The following is a 16,761-nucleotide window of genomic DNA, read 5'->3' on the forward strand; positions in this document are numbered from 1 at the left end:
GCCCGGAAACGCTCTGGTGACCAATTGCCCTCAAAGATGAGCTCCGCTCCGGGGGCAGCGTCATGAATGATTTCAGAACCTTGGTGAGGCGCTTCCGCTCCGACGAGCGGGGCGCCTTTCTCGTGATCTTTGCGGTGATTGCCATCGCGCTTGTGGCGATGGCCGGCGCGGTGGTGGATTTCACCATGGTGCAGCAGACGCGCAACCGGGCGCAGGTGGCGCTCGATGCCGCGGTGCTGGCTCTGCAGCCCAAGATCTACAGCCTCTCCGAAGACGCGCTGCGCGACAGCGCCCAGGCCCTTCTGTCCGAAGCGCTGGCGAGCCCGGGGATCGGCGCCACGGTCGAGACGGCGCGCAAGAACACCACCAACGGCCAGCTTTATCTCGAGGCGCGGCTGGTTGTGCCCACCGCGTTCGTGACGCTGGTGGGCGTGCACGAGATGCCGGCGCGGCTCGTGGCCGAGGCGACGCGGCGGCGGCTCAATGTCGAGGTGGCCATGGTGCTCGACAATTCGAGCTCGATGAACCAGCAGAGCCGGATGTCCAACCTCAAGCAGGCGGCCAACAACGCCGCCGACATCCTGTTTTCCAACGAGGACAGCCAGCCCAACGTCTTCGTCGGCGTGGTGCCGTTCACCGAATTCGTCAATGTAGGTACGACCAACCGCAATGCCAGCTGGATCGACCAGACCGGCACCTCGCCGCTCTCGCGGGTCAATTTCGACAGCGACGACAATTCGGCCACGGCCTTTGCCGGGCCGGTCAACCGCTTCGACCTCTATTCGCGCGTCGGGGCGACATGGCGCGGCTGCGTCGAGGCGCGCCCCTCCCCCCATGACGTGAGCGATACACCGCCCGACATCAACAGCCCCGAGACATTGTTCGTGGCATCGTTCGCGCCCGACGAGCCCGATACGCGCGACAATCGCGGACGCGATGTCTTTGGCAACAACTACCTCTCCGATACCGGTGGCACATGCGTGCAGCCGGCCGGGGCCGGATCGTGCCGGTGGGTCGAAACGCGCACGCAATGCGACCGCAACGGGCGCTGCGACGGATCGACGACGGTGAGCGCCACCTATACCGCGCCCAATGGCATGACGACCACGGGCGCCGATGTCTGCTCCTGCTCGGCGACCCCGAGCGGCAGCGGCAGGGTGACGATCACGGGCGATTCGACCTCGGAGACCGGGCGCGGCAGCAATCGCACCCTGACCCGCACCATGAGCTGCACCTATTCGGCCGCCATGGCCGACCTGCCCGAGCGCGAAGCCCAGGAGCGGCTCTGCAAATATCAGGGCGCCACGGTTTCGAACAATCGCGAGGGGCCCAACATGGATTGCCCCATCGCCGCGGTACTGCCGCTGACCAATCAGCGGCAGTCGGTGAAAGGCCGGATCACCGCCATGGTAGCCAATGGCTACACCAATATCCACCAGGGCGCGATCTGGGGCTTCCACATGCTCTCGCCCGCCGCCCCTCTCACCGAGGCCACGCCCTATGATCAGGCGACCTATAAGGTGATGATCCTGATGACCGATGGCGAGAACACCCATCCCTCATCGGACACCATCAACGGCTCGGCCCGCTATGTGGCCTATGGCTATCCCTCGAACGGACGGCTCGACGGATCGGCCAAGGGCAGCCTCACCGCCGACATGGACCAGCTGACCAAGGACACCTGCGACAACGCCAAGCAGCAGGGCATCACCATCTTCACCATCGGGCTCAACCCGCCCAACCAGTCGACGCGGGACATGCTCACCCACTGCGCCACCAGCAGCGACCACGACTTCTTCCCCGATGAGCCGAGCGAGCTCAACGACATCTTCGCAACGATCGCGAGCCAGCTCTCCAATCTGCGGCTGGCGCAGTGAGTAGGGGGCGGCCTCGCGCGTTTGGTGCGGCGAGAGGGCGTGGGGGAACATTCCTACCCCTCGTGCTCCTCGCGAAAGCAGGAGCCACTATTGACGGATCACATGCCCAAAACGGAGGTCCCTGCTTTCGCAGGGACGACGCGAGGATAGAGCCGGATTTATGCTGAACGGAGAATTCGCTCAGGCGCTCTTGAGCTGGAAGCGGCGGCCGCCGGGGAAGGCCTTGAGGACACGGGCCTGCTCTTCGGGCGTGAGGCCGATGATCTCGACTTCCATGGGGGCTTCGTCGAGCACGCTATCGGTGAGCGCCAGGCGGCCCTCATCGGTCAGGGCCGGATGGTTGTGCGCATGCTGGATGAGGCGCGGGCCGGATTTGGCGCGCGAAAAGCGCGCAAAGGACTGGTGCAGATGATGATTCATGCCCGAACTCCTCTTCCTGCCGGTCGTCGCCATGGCGGTTGGCCATGGATATTGACGATCACTTAACGAGCCAATCGCGGCGGAAGTTGCACGCACGATCGCGCACATCGTCACATCCGCTCACAAGGCTGAGACGAGCGCGACGGACCAGAGCTTGGCCCGCCGCCCGAAGCGATCAGACGCGGCTGAGCTTGAACGTCTGGCAGAGCACGCCCTTGCAGCCATTGATGGTCATGGTGTCGGTATCGACCAGCGTCAAAGTGCCGGCGACGGTATCGCCGAGATAGTTGGCCTCGCCCTTCCAGGAATAGCCCACCGAGCGCTTGGCGCCCTGCAGCACGAACTGGTTGAGATATTGAAGGTTCTCGGGCGTACGGGCCTCGCCGGCAAGATGCACGAGCTGGGCGCAGACTTCGTGGTTATTGCCGCAGAACGTGACCTTGAAGCGGGTGGTGCCATCGGCATCCTGCCAGTGGCCGACCGGCGTGATGCCCGTGGCCGAGACCGCCGGCGAGATGGCCGGCACGACAGCCAGACCGAGAGCGAGGAATGCGGCCGAAGCCGTCTTGATAAAGGTGCGCATCGCAACCCCCTGCAGAGTCGTGGTTGATTTGGGATCAGGCGTCCCGATTGGCCGGCACCCTAGAACCAAGGTGTTGAACGTCGCGCTAACACGCCGTTCATGTCGAGTTCAGCAACAGGGCAGCAATCGGGCAGCGCGTCTTAGGTCGCCCGCGATCAGTTCCCGCCGGCCTTGCGCCGCTCGGCCGCCTGCAAGTGGCTCATCACATAATCGAGCAGCGGGCCCATGAAGAGATCGGCCAGCGTCTTGAGCACGATGAGCAGCACCAGCCCGATGACCGAGTGGATCAGCAGCGACAGCATGGCGCCAAAGATGATGGTGAGATGCAGCACGACGATGCGGACATAGAGGCCCGCGATGACCAGCCGGCCATCGAGCGCCGTCGTCGGCACGGCCAGCACACCCAGCCCGCGGGTGAAGAACAATGCGGCCAGCGGGATCCAGACCCCGGTGGGGATGACCATCACGGTCAGCAGTTCGGCCGGACCCGAAACGCGGGACACCCAGCCCTGCCCGAAGATCGACCAGACGAACACATAGTGCACGCCCATGAAGATGCCGGCATGCACAAGGATGAAAAGGGCGAGCAACGGCCGGGAGGGAATGTCGACCGGCTTGCCGTTGATGCTGCCGAAGCTCGTGCGGGGGGCCCTGATGATGCCGACAAACGTCCAGAACCCGATGATGGCGGTTTCGAGCCAGTAGAGCATGATGAGCACGAAAACGTCCCACCCCACCAGCAGCACGCCCAGAACCGGCAGCAGATTGGCCGCCACGAGCAGCAGGCTGCGCGGCTCGAACAGCGTGTGGAGCATCTCCGGCGTGATGCGGAACTGCGGCGTGGACGCCATCCTCTCTCCCCCGAGCAGCACAGGTCTCGCCAAAGTCCTAGAACCCTCAGGCGCAAAGCGGAAGCCTCAGTCTGGCCCCGCCGGGGCGATCGATGGAAATTGGCGTTGGCGCGCCACCACTTGGTTACCTCGAGGGTCTAGGGTGGCCGATGCCGCTTCCCCTCGCCCCCCGACCACCGGGCGATGCGGCATGACGGACGGACTTGAGATCATGGACTGAGCCTATGGGTTTCTGGCGCGAACTTTTCTTAACCTTTTCGGTCGTGGCGCTCACCGCGATGGCGCTGGCACTGATCGCGCCACGGCTGCTGCGCCTCTCGGTGGCGCAGGGCCAGCTGCTCGTGGGCCTGATCTGCGGCGCCGGTGCCATCGGCGCGATGGCCTCATCGGCAACGGTCGCCCCCGGCATCCAGATCGATCTCAGGACCAGCCTCGTGGCGACGGCAGCTTTGGTGGGCGGGCCGTTGGGCGCGGTGACGACGGCGATCCTCGCCATGGGGTTCCGGGCCTATCAGGGCGGCGCCGGCGCGGGGGTGGGCGCAGCCATCGTGGCACTGACGGCGGCCGCCAGCCTCGGGGTGCGGATGGCCTGCATGAAGCGACGCGTCAGGCGCCGCGCCATCGTCATCGCCGCGCTGGCCACCGGGCTCATCACCGCGGCGGCAGTGGTTGCGCTGCCCACGCTCACGAGCCAGCAGCGCTGGGACCTGTCGGTGCCGCTGTTCTGGCTGACGGTGGTGACGATCATCCTTGTCGGCTTTACCCTGCGGCAGGCCAGCGACTGGGCGTGGGAGAGCCACATGCTGCGCTCCGCCCTCGCCCAGGCGCCGAACTTCTTTTACGTCAAGAACCGCCGCTCGCAGATCGTGGCGGCCAACCAGCAGGTGGCCGAGCATCACGGCTTTGCCAGCCCCGAGGCGCTGCGCGGCCGCACCGACCTCGAGCTGTCGCCCGGCGCGCATGCGGCGGCCCTGTTCGAGGCCGAGCAGGCGCTGATGCGATCTGGCACCCCCATCATCGAGAAGGTGGAAAAACTCCGCCGACCCGATGGCAGCGAGGCATGGTACGAGACCTCGAAAGTGGCGCTGCGCGACCCCTGGGGCGCGGTCATCGGGCTCACCGGGGTGACGGTGGATATCACGCAGCGCATGCGGCTCGAGGCCGATCTTAGGGCCGCCAATGCCGCCCTCGAGGCCCTTGCCGGCACCGATCCGCTGACCGGGCTCGCCAACCGCCGCAGCTTCGATGCAGCGCTGGCCCGGGCCATCGCCGAGGCCCAGCGCAGGGACACGGGCTTTGCCGTGCTGATGCTCGATGTCGACATGTTCAAGAGCTACAACGATCTTTACGGCCACATGCAGGGCGATGATTGCCTCAAGGCCATTGCCGGGGTGCTGGTGAGCGCCCTTCAGCGCCCCGCCGACATCGCCGCCCGCTATGGCGGGGAGGAGTTCGCCATGGTGTTGCCCGACACCGACCTTGCCGGCGCGATGGTGGTGGCCGAACGCATCCGCGCCGATATCGTCAGGCGGGCCATCACCCACAAGGGCAGCCCGTTCGGGGTGGTGACGGCCAGTATCGGGGTCGCCACATCGATGGGCGGCGAGGCAGCCCAGCAGGTGATGGCAGCCGCCGATGCGGCGCTTTATGCCGCCAAGCTCGCCGACCGCAACACGGTGCGCAACGCCGGCGCGCCGGCCTCATGACAAGGGGCGTTTCGGGTCAGGCGCCCGGATCGGTGCGATGCGTGAGAAGAGAAATGGTACCGCCTCCCCGGTTTGAACGGGGGACCCCTAGATCCACAATCTAGTGCTCTAACCAACTGAGCTAAGGCGGCCCTGAAACGCGGCGGACTATATGTCGGGGCTTTGCCGATGACAAGGCCTGAAATTGCCTCCGTCATTCCCGCAATATTAAGGCCTTTGGCTTAACCATGACAGCGTTTCGCGGCGTGCCGGCGCGGGTGGCGTGTGGACCCGGGCCGGTGCGGGGCGATAATGAAGAAAAGGTTAAAGGATAGACCAGTTTGCAGGACAAGTTGGGCAGTGTCGGGCGCAAGACGGAAAAAGCACCGTCGACGCGGTGGCGATAGGAATCCGGCCGTGAACGCGGAATGGATCGCATCGCCCTCGGCACGGCGCGTTTTCGAGCATTGGGCCGATGCGCGTCCGGCCTGGCTGTGGTCGGCCGATGGCGCCGAACTGCTCTGGCGCAACACGGCGGCCCGGCTTTATGGCGCACGGCTCAAGAAGGGCACGCTCAGGCCCGGGGCCGATCCGGTGCCGATCAAGGGCCAGGTGCAAAGGCTGATCCGCCTCGGCGTGCTGGGGCGCCCGAGCCTCTCGCGCATTCGCTTTATTGCCGGGCAGAGCCCGCTCTCGGTCACCTGCGCCTGCACGCCGATCCTTGGCGATGACGGCACGACGGCGCTTCTGATCGTCGGGGTCGATCCGCTCGATCCGCAGTTGCTTACGCTCGACAGCACCGGCTTTGGCGGCAGGGGCAGCGCCACCATCCTGCCCGAAACCGCTCATTACCTCCTCGTCGATGCCGAGGGCACAACGATGGATGCCTCCCCCGATGCCGCCGGCATCATGGCGCCGCTGCTGGCCGAGCAGGCCGCCTCGGGTCGCACCCCCGAGAGCATCGAGACGGTGGAGCACGAAGGGGTGCGGTTCACGCTCGGCTGCTTCCGCGCCAGCCCCTCGGACGATCTGCTGTTCGTGCTGATGCCGGCGCCGCGCCCGGAGACCGACCGCCTCGCCGCCATCCGCGCCGAGGAAGGGCTCGACGTGCTCGAACGCGGCGCGCCCGAGCCTAGCGCACCCGAGGCCGAGCCGCTGCTGCCCCTGGGGCTCCCTGCCCTGCCCGTGATCGAAGCGACATCGACCGAGGAGGACGACAGCGCCGGGCCGGACGAGCGGCCCCATGCGTCGCTCTTTGATCGGGCACAAGATGCCGAAAGCATGGCGGAGTCCAAGATCCCCGCCGCGGTTGAACCCGACGAAGAGACCGAGCCGGCCGAGCCTCTTTACACCGAGGCGGATGAGGCGGTGGCCGCGCTCCGCCCGATGGCGGAAACGCTTGCCTTTCCCGGCCCGACGCGCCGCCCCGATGCCGACGAAATCGCCGCCATCATCGCCTTTGCCGAAGATGAAGAGGTGATGGAGGAGGACGATCATCCCGCACCCGAGCCCGTTTTCGAAGAGCCGACGCGCGCCGAGCCCATCGTGAGCGAGCCCGCTCCGGCCCCGGAGGCAGCGGCCGCTGTTCCCGAGACGGTCGAGGCGGTGGAAGCGCCGGCCAGTCCAGACCCCAAAGCCGAGCTTGAAGCGCCGCGCGTGACCTTCCGCATCATCGGGCGTGGCCTGAGGCCGCGGCTGCGGGCCGAAGCGCTCCCGCCCGCCCAACCCGTGCCCCAGGGCGTCGAAAGCGAAGCAATTGCCGATGAAGCGGAGAAAAACGCGCCGATCGCGGCCGAAATCGCGCTGGATGCGACAAGCCGCCACAACTTCGACGAGTTAAGCCGCATATTGACCGATCGGGTCGGTGCGCAGCCGCTCGAACCGGTGCCCGAAGCGACCTCCACGGACGCCTCGCGACAGCCGCCGACCCAACCTGCATCGCCCCCTGCCGTCGCGGCGCCTCCCGCCCAGCCCGAGGGCGGGCTGATCAGCCTCAATGGCGAAACCTTTATCCTCAACCGGCTGCCGCTGGGCATTCTCGTCTTTCGCGACCAGCAGGTGCTGTTCGCCAATCGCGCGCTGGTCGAGCTCTTGGGCTATGCGAGCATCGACGGGCTGCGGACCGCCGGCATCCCCGCGATCTTCCCCGAAGCCATGGCCGATGGCCCCGGCCCCGTCACCCGGCTGATGCGCGCCGATGGCGAGACCCTGCCGGTCAATGCCCGGCTGCAATCGATCACCTGGCAGGGCAAGCCCGCCGTGATGCTGTCGGCCAGCCTCAGCGAGGCGCGTCCGAGCCACGAAGCGGCCGTCAGGGCCTTCGCCGAGCTCTCGGCCGCCGCGCGCAAGGAAGGCTTCGTGGCCGCCGACCGGAACGGGGTGATCACCCAGGTCTCGAGCCTCGCACAGGCGGCGCTCGGCCCCGAGACGGCGGTGATCGGCCAGCCGCTCTCGGTGCTGCTCGACGATGGCGCCCGGGCCGCACTCAGGGTTTTCCTCGAACAGCCGGCGCGCTTTGCCGAAACCGTGCGGCCCAGCCTCGTGACGCCGACAGTGGTCGAGGGCATGGAACTGGCGCTCTTTGCCGAAGGGCAGGCCGGCATCGTTGCGGGCTATTTCGGCTTTCTCCGCCCGCCCCAGGCGGTCGAGGCCGCGCCCGAACCACGCGCCGATACCGGCATGCTCGGGCGGATCAGCCGGGGCGTGCGCCGGCCGCTCAACACCATCATCGGCTTTGCCGACCTCATCCGCTCGTCGGCCTTCGGGCAGATCGAGAACCGGCGCTATGTCGAATATGCCCGCGATATCAAGGCGGCGGGTCAGGAGATCGCGCTGCTCGTCGACGAGCTCGACGATTTCACCCGCCTGCGCGATGGCCGCTATCCGGCCCGTCCGTCCGACATCGACCTGGCCGGGCTGCTCGATTCCTGCCTGTCGCGGCTGCGCACCCATGCCGGGCAGCGCCGCGTTTTGGTGCGCAGCGCCGTCTCGGAGCGCCTGCCGCATGTGCGGGCCGACCGGGCCTCGCTGGGGCAGGCGATCCTCAACCTCCTCGCCTCCGCCATCGCCCAGAGCCCGGCGGGCAGCACGGTGATCCTCTCGGCCCAGCCCGACGAGGATGGTAGCCTTTCGATCCAGGTGCGCGACAGCAGCGCGCCGCCCGACGATCCGGCCGAGCGCTTCGTGGTGTTCCGCGACGGCGCCGACCGCGAAGGGCAGCCGCTGGCCCCCGTGCCCTCGAGCGTCGGACTGGCGCTGACCCGCTCGCTGCTCACGGTCAACAGCTGCAAGCTGGCAGTAGCGCCGACGCCGGGCAGCGGCACGCTCTTTTCCATCATCGTGCCGCCCGACATCATCACGCGGCCGTGATCAAAAACCCGCTTCGGTCAAATGGCTGGAAACACGGGGTCTTTCGCGTGCAGTTTGGATACGTTCTAAACTGCTGGAATTATTTGCCTTTCTGACGCCGTCCAATTCTTGACAGTCTTCATCAGATTCAGCAGAACACCCCCAGACGCAAGGGGCACGGCCCCGCGATGGAGGAAATCATGACGATGACGAAACGTCTCGCCGCCGCCCTGCTGGGTTCGATGGTTCTGGTTGCCGCGGCCGCGCCGACCCTCGCCCAGACCGGGGAAGTCAACATCTACAGCTATCGCGAGCAGAGCCTGCTGCAGCCGCTTCTCGATGCCTTCACCGCCGAAACCGGCATCACCGCCAATGTGCTCTATGCCGGCGATGGCCTGCTCGAGCGCGTCGAGAGCGAAGGCGAGCTGTCGCCCGCCGACGTGGTGCTGACCGTCGATATCGGCAATCTGGTGGGCGCCGAGGAACGCGGCATCACCCAGCCGATCACCACCCCGGCTCTCGCCGAGCGCGTGCCCGAAACCTTCCGCGACGATGACGGCAACTGGACGGCGTTGTCGCTGCGCAGCCGCGTGTTCTACGTCTCCAAGGACCGCGTCGATGCCACCGCGCTCTCTTACGAGGACATCGCGGGCGAGGAATGGAAGGGCCGGCTCTGCACCCGCCCGGGCAACCATGTCTACAATATCGGTCTAATCGCCCACTACATCGCCGCCAACGGGCTCGATGAAGCGCGCGAATGGCTCACCAAGGTGCGCGACAACCTTGCCACGGCCCCCAATGGCAATGATCGCGGGCAGGTCAAGAACATCCTCGAAGGCAGCTGCGACCTTGCCATCGTCAACACCTATTACATGGGTGCGATGCTCAACAACGATGCCGAACCCGAGCAGAAGGACTGGGCCAATGCCGCCCGGATCATCTATCCCGATGCCGAGGGCGAAGGCACGCAGGTGAACGTGGCGGGCGGCTTCATCGCCAAGCATGCGCCCAATGCCGAGAACGCCAACGCGCTCATCGCCTTCCTGCTCTCCGATGAGGCGCAGTCGATCTACGCCAGCACCAATTACGAGTTCCCGGTGGTGGCCTCGGCCCCCATCGATCCGCTGGTTGCCAGCTGGGGCGCGCTCAAGGCCTCGCAGGTGCCGCTGACCGAAGTCGCCGCCCATCGCGCCGAAGCCGCAGCGCTGGTCGACGAGCTCAAGTTCAACGAAGGCCCGCAGAACTGACAGCCCTTACCGGTTCAGAGCCGAAAATCGCGATGACCGGCCGGCGCTTGCGCCTGCCGGTCTTTGCGCTCGTTCTGGTGCTGGCCACCGGCCTGCCGATGTTCTGGCTGGGTGCCGCCGCCATCCAGTCGGCGCTTGCCGGCAGCAACGGCCTCAATTCGGCGATGCTCTGGACCTCGCTGCGCGAGACGGCGACGCTGATGGCCTCGGTGGGTTTGATCACCGCTGCCATCGGGCTTGTGACTGCATGGCTCGTGGCGCATTTCGATTTTCCGGGCCGGCGACTGTTTGACTGGGCCCTGATCCTGCCCCTCGCCGTGCCGACCTATCTTGCCGCCTATACCTATACGGAATTTTTCGGCTTCACCGGCCCTATCCAGCAGGCGGTGCGGGCGCTGACCGGTGCGGCGACGATCCGCGACTACTGGTTTCCCGATATCCGCAGCCAGTGGGGCGCGGCGCTGGTGCTCTCGGCGGTGCTCTACCCCTATGCCTATATGGCGTGCCGGGCCTTCTTCCTCATGCAGTCGGGCTCGACCAATCTCGCCGCGCGCGTTCTGGGCGCAGGCCCGATGCGCACCTTTTTCACCGTGACGCTGCCGGTGGCGCGGCCGGCCATCATCGTGGGCGCGACGCTCGCCATGATGGAGGTGGTCAACGATCTGGGCGCGGTGCAGTATTTCGGCGTCAACAGCCTCACCGCCATCATCTATTCGACCTGGATCAACCGCTCCGATTTCGGCGGGGCGGCGCAGCTGGCGGTGATGATCGTCCTGGTCATCGGCCTGCTCATCCTCACCGAGCAATGGGCGCGCGGATCGCGATCCTATTCGAGCGCGCGCGACAGCCGCGTCGCCCCCGCCCGCATGCCGCTTTCAGGGCGCGCCGGGCTCTTGGCGAGCCTTTTCTGCGGCCTCGTGCTGGCGCTGGGCTTTCTCATCCCCTTCGGGCAGCTGACCTTCATGGCGTTCCGCCGCGTCACACCCGAGATGATCGACCTGACGCTGCGCGCTCTCGGCCCGACGGTGACGCTCGGCGCATTCGGCGCCATCGCCACGGTTGCGATCGGCTTTCTCGCCGCCCGGCAGGCCCAGAGCAAGGGCCCCACGACGGCCGGCGCCGTGCGCATTGCGACGCTGGGCTATGCCGTGCCGGGCACGGTGCTGGCGCTGGGGCTGTTGCAGCCCTTCGGGCAGGCTGACCTCTGGTTCAACCGCTTCACCATGGCCACCTTCGACTGGCGGCCGGGGCTTATCATCTCGGGGTCGATGGCCGGCCTCGTCTATGTCTATGCCGTGCGCTTCCTCGCGGTCAGCCATTCCAATCTCGATGCGGCGATGAAAAAGCGCGGCGATTCGGTGCTGCATGCCGGCCGCATCCTCGGCGCGCGCGGACTGGGGCTGCTGCTGCGCGTCGACCTGCCGACGCTCTCGCCCGCCATCCTCACCGCCGCCACGCTGGTGTTCGTCGAGATCGTCAAGGAATTGCCGGCGACGCTGCTACTGCGGCCGCTGGGCGTCGATACGCTCGCCACTGTGGTCTATGCCCACGCCAATGTCAGTTTATTCGCCAGCGCGGCGCTGCCCGCCTTCGCCATCGTGCTCGTGGGGCTGATCCCGGTGATCCTCGCCACGCGCTGGAGCGAGCGGCGCCCCGGCTGAGCAGCAGGATCTACCGGCACAATCGGCCGCATCGCGGTGCTGCAATCGCGGGCATCTTGCCCTATAGTTGCTGCAAGCGAGGCGGGGACCTGACCAGATGCGCATTTCGACCACGGCCCGTGCGGCAGCCCTCGGCCTCGGCGCCGCCACCCTGATGCTGGCGGGACCCGCCCTGGCGCAGGCGCCCGATGGCGTGCGCATCGCCGCCATCCTCGAGCCCAACACGCTCGACCCCACGGCGGGTGCGGCCGAGGCCATCGACGTGGTGGTCTACCAGAACGTCTTCGAGGGGCTGACCCGCATCAGCGAGACCGGCGCGGTCGAACCGGCGCTCGCCACCGCCTGGACCGTTTCGGAGGACGGGCTCACCTACACCTTCACCCTGGCCGAGGACGTCATCTTCCACGACGGCACGAGCTTTGACGCCGAGGATGTGGTCTTCACCTTCGAGCGCATCCGCGCGCCCGACAGCATCAATGCGCAGAAAGCGCTCTATGCCGGCATCGAAAGCATCACCGCCATCGATCCGGGCACAATCGAGATCCGCCTTGCGGCGCCCTCGGGCCAGTTCCTCTTCGATATCGGCCGGGGCGATGCGGTGATCGTCGCGCCCGAAAGCGCTGCCAACAACGGCACCACCCCCATCGGGACGGGACCCTTCGCCTTCGTCGAATGGCGGCGCGGCGCCGAAGTGGTGCTCGAGCGCTTCGACAGCTACTGGGGCGAAGCGCCGGCCCTTGCCCGCGCCACCTATCTCTTCATTCCCGACATCGCCGCGCGGGTGAATGCGCTTTTGGCCGGCACGGTGGATGGCACCTACAACATGGGCACCCAGACCCTGCCGGTGTTCCTCAACAATCCGCGCTTCAAGGTGCTCGAAGGCACCACCGAAGGCGAGACGATCCTTGCCATCAACAATGCCAAGCCGCCCTTTGATGACCTGCGCGTGCGCCAGGCGCTCAACCACGCCATCGACCGGCAGGCGGTGATCGACGGGGCCAGCGGTGGCTATGGCACGCCCATCGGCAGCCATTTCGCCCCGCACCATCCCTATTATGTCGATCTGACCGGCACCTATCCCTACGACCCTGACAAGGCGCGGGCGCTGCTTGCCGAGGCCGGTTTTCCCAACGGGTTTTCCGCCACGCTGAAGCTGCCGCCGGTCGACTATGCGCGCAATGGCGGGCAGATCATCGCCAGCCAGCTCGCCGAAGTGGGCGTCAAGCTCGAGCAGATCAATGTCGAATTCCCCGTCTGGCTCGAGGACGTCTTCACCAACAAGGATTTCGACCTGACCATCATCAGCCATGTCGAGCCCTTTGACATCGGCATCTATGCCAATCCCGACTATTATTTCGGCTTCGATGATGCGGAGTTTCAAGGGATCATGGCGCGCCTCAACCGCGCCGTGGACGATGCTGATCGCCGCGCCTTGGCCGAGGATGCGCAGCGCCGGCTGGCGCAGGAAGCCGTCAACGTCTTCCTTTACGAGCTGCCGCAGATCGGGGTGTGGGACGCGCGGCTCGAAGGCCAGTGGACGAACGCGCCCATCGAGGGAGTGGTTCTGCGCAATATGCGCTGGGCGCGCTGAAGCCATCGCTCCGGCGGCGCCGCGGCGATGATCCGCTACGTCCTGATCCGCCTTCTCGGCTTTGTGGCGACGCTTCTGGGCGCCGCCATCATCACGTTCTTCGTGCTCGACCTTTTGCCGGGCGATCCGGCCCGCTTCATGCTCGGCATCACCGCCACCCCCGAAAGCGTGGCGCAATTGCGCCAGACGCTCGGGCTCGATGCCCCGGCCCCCGAGCGCTTTTTCGGCTGGATCGGCGGCATGCTCAGCGGCGATTTCGGGCTGAGCTACACCCAGCGCGCGCCCATTGCCGGGCTCATCGCCGAGCGCATGGGCATCACCCTGCCCCTGGCGCTGATGGCCATGCTGCTCTCCATCGCCATCGGCCTGCCCATCGGCATCGCGGCAGCGCGGCGGCGCGGCACGGCGGCCGACACGACGCTGATGGGCCTGATGCAGATCGGCGTCGCCATCCCCAATTTCTGGTTCGGCATGCTGCTCGTGCTGCTGTTTGCGGTGGCGCTGCGCTGGCTGCCGCCCGGCGGCTTCGTGCCGTGGAGCCAGAGCCCGGGCGGTGCCTTCGCCTCGCTCATCCTGCCGGCTTTGGCGCTCGGGGTGCCGCAGGCCGCGATCCTCGCCCGGGTGATGCGCACCGCGCTCGTCGATGTGGCGGGCGCCGATTTCATCCGCACGGCGCGCGCCAAGGGGCTGACGCGGCAGCAGGCACTGTGGCGGCATGGGGTGCGCAACGCGCTCTTGCCGGTGCTGACGATACTGGGGTTGCAATTTGCCTATCTCATCGCCGGCACGGTCATCGTGGAAAACGTCTTCTACCTGCCCGGCCTCGGCCGGCTGATCTTCACCGCCATTTCCGAGCGCGACCTCATCCTCGTGCGCGGCGCCATCATGGTGCTGGTGGTGGCGGTGAGCCTCACCATGCTGCTCGTCGACCTGCTCTATGCGGGGGTCGATCCCCGGCTGCGCAGGAGCGGCACGTGAGGAGCGGCACCCGCGCCACGCGCCAGATCAGCCGCCTTTTCCGTCACCCGAGCATCGTGCTGGGGCTGGTGGTGGCCGGCCTCTTTCTCTGTCTGGGGCTCACATCGCTCGTCTGGACGCCCTACCCCATCGACCGCGTCGATATCGCCCGTCAGCTCGGCGAACCCAGCCTGCGCAACTGGCTGGGCACCGATCATCTGGGGCGCGACCTGCTCTCGCTGCTGATGGCGGGCACGCTGACGAGTTTCGTCGTCGCCACCATCGCGGTCGCGATCGGGGCGATGATCGGGGTGCCGCTCGGGCTCATCGCGGCGGCGCGGGGCGGCTGGGCCGAATGGCTGGTGCTGCGGCTGAGTGATTTTCTCTTCGCCTTCCCCGCGCTCATCACCGCCATCCTGATCACGGCGATTGCCGGGCCCGGCGCCATCAACGCCATGCTGGCTATCGGCATTTTCAACATCCCGGTGTTTGCGCGGGTGGCGCGCGGCGGTGCCATGGCGCTGATCGGGCTCGACTATATCGGTGCCGCCCGGCTGGCGGGGCTCGGGCCGTTCGGAATTGCATGGCGGCACCTGTTGCCCAACATCGCCGGGCTCATCATCGTGCAGGGCACCATCCAGCTGGCGCTCGCCATCGTTGCCGAAGCGGGGCTCTCCTATGTCGGGCTCGGCACCCAGGCGCCCGGCACCAGCCTTGGGCTTCTGCTGCGCGAGGCGCAGACCTTCGTGCTCTTCAAGCCGCATCTGGCGCTGATCCCGGGGCTGGCGCTGGTGCTGATCGTCGTGGCGCTCAACCTTGCCGGCGATGGCCTGCGCGACCTGCTCGATCCGCGCCTCGCGCGGGCGGAGCGTGTGGCGTGAGCCTCCTCTCCATCGACAGCCTCGGCATCGCCATCGGCGGCCGGCCGCTCGTCGAGGGCGTCACGCTCGACATCGCGGCGGGCGAGCGCTTCGGCATCATCGGCGAAAGCGGTTCGGGCAAGACGCTGACTGCGCTCGCCATCACCGGGCTCCTACCCGAGGGCGCCTCGGTTTCGGGCAGCCTCGTTTTTGAAGGCGCGCCCCTGCCGCGCGACGAGGCAGCGATGGCGCGCCTGAGGGGCCGGCGCATCGCCATGGTGTTCCAGGAGCCGATGACGGCGCTCAACCCGCTGATGACGGCTGGCGACCAGATCCTCGAGGCCGCCCGGCTGGCGGAGCGCCCGACCGACGGCGCCCGTCTCACCGCGCTGCTCGCCGAAGTGGGGCTCGAAGCGCGCCACGCCACCCGCTATCCACACCAGTTGTCGGGCGGCCAGCGCCAGCGCGTGATGATCGCCATGGCGCTCGCCGGCGATCCGGCCCTGCTCATTGCCGACGAACCGACGTCCGCGCTCGACCTCATCACGCAGCGCAAGGTCATCGACCTTGTCGCAGCCGCCTCGGCGCGGCGCGGCATGGCGCTCTTGCTCATCAGCCACGATCTCAAGGCCGTCGCGGCGCTCTGCGACCGCGTCGCGGTGATCAAGGCCGGCCGCATCGTCGAGACCGGCCCCACCCGAGAGGTGCTCGGCGCGCCCAAAAGCGACTATGCGCGCCTTCTCGTTGCCGCGAGCCGCCCACCGCCGGCCCCAGCTTCGGTGGCGCGGGCTCCACGCGGCGAGCCGCTGCTGGTGGTCGACGCCGTCAGCCGGCGCTACCGGCAGCCCGGCGCGCTTTTGTTCCGCACCCCGTCACTTGTTGCCCTCGATGCCGTCAGCCTCACGGTCGCAGCCGGCGAGGCGGTGGCGCTGGTGGGGCCATCGGGCTGCGGCAAGAGCACGCTGGCGCGCATCGTCGCCGGTCTCGACACGGCCTCGAGCGGATCGCTGCGCTTTGCCGGCCAGCCCTATTCGGGCGGCAACCTGCCCAAGGCCCTGCGCCGCGACATCAGCCTCGTCTTCCAGGATCCCTTCGGCAGCTTCGACCCGCGCCTGCCCATCGGGGTGTCGCTTACCGAACCGCTGCGCCTTGAACCCGAGACGCCGCAGGCTGAAAAATCCTCCCGTCTCGGGCAGATGGTGGAGGCGGTGGGCCTGCCGGCCGATAGCCTGTCCCGTTATCCGCACGAATTTTCAGGCGGTCAGCGCCAGCGCCTCGCGATCGCGCGGGCGCTGATCACCCGGCCGCGGCTCGTCGTGCTCGACGAACCGGTCTCGGCGCTCGATCTCTCGGTCCGCGCCGATATCCTCGCGCTCTTGGCTGAACTCCGCGCCGCGTTCGGCCTCGCTTATCTGGTCATCAGCCACGATCTCGACATGGTCGCGGCCATCGCCGACCGCGTGCTGGTGATGGAGGCCGGCCACATCGTGGAAGAAGGCACGCCACAGGCACTGTTCGCGGCCCCCCGCCATGCCATGACGAAGGCGCTTCTGGCGGCGAGGTTGCCCGACATCGGCTGAGCGGACTGACCTGAGGCCCTCACCCTGAGGCTTCCTTTCGCAGGAATGACATGCTGGGAGCTCTGAGATCGCGCAAGCGGCAAGGCCCCCTCACCCGGCGC

Annotated in this window: 12 protein-coding genes and 1 tRNA gene; 9 read left to right on the plus strand and 4 right to left on the minus strand. The window is 67.2% G+C overall.

Going from position 1 to position 16,761, the window contains the following annotated elements:
• The first annotated feature begins 62 nt into the window (after nt 1-62).
• Nucleotides 63-1,877: a TadE/TadG family type IV pilus assembly protein gene (locus BT183_RS16475; protein WP_072345548.1), complete on the plus strand. Its 1,815-nt coding sequence runs from the start codon at nt 63-65 to the stop codon at nt 1,875-1,877.
• Between the two features lie 180 nt (nt 1,878-2,057).
• Here BT183_RS16475 and BT183_RS16480 read toward each other — a convergent pair whose 3' ends face one another.
• From BT183_RS16480 to BT183_RS16490, 3 genes are all read right to left on the minus strand, one after another.
• The gene (locus tag BT183_RS16480) at nt 2,058-2,297 is read right to left on the minus strand and encodes a hypothetical protein (RefSeq protein ID WP_072345550.1); all 240 of its coding nucleotides are present in this window, start codon (nt 2,295-2,297) and stop codon (nt 2,058-2,060) included.
• A gap of 175 nt (nt 2,298-2,472) precedes the next feature.
• Nucleotides 2,473-2,880 carry a DUF2147 domain-containing protein gene (locus BT183_RS16485; protein ID WP_072345552.1) on the minus strand — a complete coding sequence of 136 codons (408 nt, stop codon included), beginning with the start codon at nt 2,878-2,880 and terminating at the stop codon, nt 2,473-2,475.
• Between the two features lie 155 nt (nt 2,881-3,035).
• Nucleotides 3,036-3,731 (minus strand): DUF6498-containing protein, encoded by a 696-nt coding sequence (locus BT183_RS16490; protein WP_072345554.1) that lies wholly within the window; start codon nt 3,729-3,731, stop codon nt 3,036-3,038.
• A gap of 224 nt (nt 3,732-3,955) precedes the next feature.
• Here BT183_RS16490 and BT183_RS16495 point away from each other — a divergent pair, with 224 nt between their 5' ends.
• Nucleotides 3,956-5,437, plus strand: coding sequence for a diguanylate cyclase (locus tag BT183_RS16495; protein WP_072345556.1), 1,482 nt, complete (start codon nt 3,956-3,958; stop codon nt 5,435-5,437).
• A gap of 54 nt (nt 5,438-5,491) precedes the next feature.
• Here BT183_RS16495 and BT183_RS16500 read toward each other — a convergent pair.
• Nucleotides 5,492-5,568: transfer RNA gene (locus BT183_RS16500), tRNA-His, on the minus strand.
• A 265-nt stretch (nt 5,569-5,833) separates the two neighbouring features.
• On the opposite strand from BT183_RS16500, the gene BT183_RS16505 reads away from it, so the two are divergent.
• The 7 genes from BT183_RS16505 to BT183_RS16535 all read left to right on the plus strand — a co-directional run bounded on the left by BT183_RS16505 (nt 5,834) and on the right by BT183_RS16535 (nt 16,660).
• Nucleotides 5,834-8,785: a sensor histidine kinase gene (locus BT183_RS16505; protein ID WP_072345558.1), complete on the plus strand. Its 2,952-nt coding sequence runs from the start codon at nt 5,834-5,836 to the stop codon at nt 8,783-8,785.
• Nucleotides 8,786-8,964: 179 nt separating this feature from the next.
• A complete protein-coding gene (locus BT183_RS16510; protein WP_072346295.1) occupies nt 8,965-10,011 on the plus strand; it encodes an extracellular solute-binding protein in 1,047 nt (348 codons plus the stop codon).
• Between the two features lie 32 nt (nt 10,012-10,043).
• Nucleotides 10,044-11,672 (plus strand): ABC transporter permease, encoded by a 1,629-nt coding sequence (locus BT183_RS16515; protein ID WP_072345560.1) that lies wholly within the window; start codon nt 10,044-10,046, stop codon nt 11,670-11,672.
• A gap of 97 nt (nt 11,673-11,769) precedes the next feature.
• A complete protein-coding gene (locus tag BT183_RS16520; protein WP_072345562.1) occupies nt 11,770-13,263 on the plus strand; it encodes an ABC transporter substrate-binding protein in 1,494 nt (497 codons plus the stop codon).
• A gap of 27 nt (nt 13,264-13,290) precedes the next feature.
• Nucleotides 13,291-14,241: an ABC transporter permease gene (locus tag BT183_RS16525; RefSeq protein ID WP_072345564.1), complete on the plus strand. Its 951-nt coding sequence runs from the start codon at nt 13,291-13,293 to the stop codon at nt 14,239-14,241.
• Nucleotides 14,238-15,101, plus strand: coding sequence for an ABC transporter permease (locus BT183_RS16530; protein ID WP_210185494.1), 864 nt, complete (start codon nt 14,238-14,240; stop codon nt 15,099-15,101). The genes BT183_RS16525 and BT183_RS16530 overlap by 4 nt, the downstream gene beginning before the upstream one ends.
• Complete coding sequence (locus tag BT183_RS16535; RefSeq protein WP_072345566.1) at nt 15,098-16,660, plus strand: dipeptide ABC transporter ATP-binding protein; 1,563 nt, start codon at nt 15,098-15,100, stop codon at nt 16,658-16,660. Before BT183_RS16530 ends, BT183_RS16535 begins: the two co-directional genes overlap by 4 nt.
• Nucleotides 16,661-16,761: the final 101 nt, after the last annotated feature.

The organism is Devosia enhydra (genome assembly GCF_900119845.1).
In the GTDB taxonomy this organism is placed as follows: Bacteria; Pseudomonadota; Alphaproteobacteria; order Rhizobiales; family Devosiaceae; genus FPKU01.